Source organism: Vibrio sp. D173a (assembly GCF_030248475.1).
Genome location: NZ_JAHGAH010000719.1, coordinates 1 through 622, shown reverse-complemented (window position 1 = coordinate 622; position 622 = coordinate 1). Strand labels below are relative to the sequence as shown.

At 43.7% G+C, this 622-nt stretch carries 1 pseudogene; it reads left to right on the top strand.

The window, feature by feature from the left end:
• Window positions 1-325: pseudogene (locus KIV40_RS28775) on the top strand (choline ABC transporter ATP-binding protein); the annotation flags it as partial.
• Between the last annotated feature and the right edge of the window lie 297 nt (window positions 326-622).

The window sequence follows — 622 nt, the reverse complement described above, 5'->3', positions numbered from 1 at the left end:
CCTTGAACAGCAAGACAAAAGCTGGAAAGTCTGTACGGCTAAAGATGTGTGGGTCGAAGAGGTGGAAGGCGCACTTACCATTAAAGGTGAGAACGACCTTAATCTCCATCAATGGCAGCCATCAGATTCTGTGGAGCTTGATATCGCACCGTCGACTCTCGTACTTGCTAGCCCTGAAATTGGAATGCGTGACGCAATCAAACTCACACAGCAGAGTGATTATCCGATCCTATTAGTTGAAGACCAACAGCTGGTGTGTATTTTAGACGACAGTGAATTTTATAGTGCGCTAACGGGCGATTTTCAGCTCAACCATGCCGCTTAACCTGCCTAACGGATAGATTAGAGAGCTAGCTTGGGCTCTCTAATTCTCGTCACCGCTATACATCAATTGCTCTCTTACAGCGTGTGATTTAACAAAAGTGCCGTGCTGCGCAGGTTTAGAGTTTGAGAAAAGATTGAGAATAGTATGAACATAAGTACAATGCGGAAAAATCAATGAAGTAATCTCTCAATTTACAGTGTAATTTCCATCATGCTGCCGTCATTAAGGCGATGGTTTTTGTGGCACTGTAAACTCACTCACAGCATATAAGTACAAAGGTCTGCATCTTGGACAAAC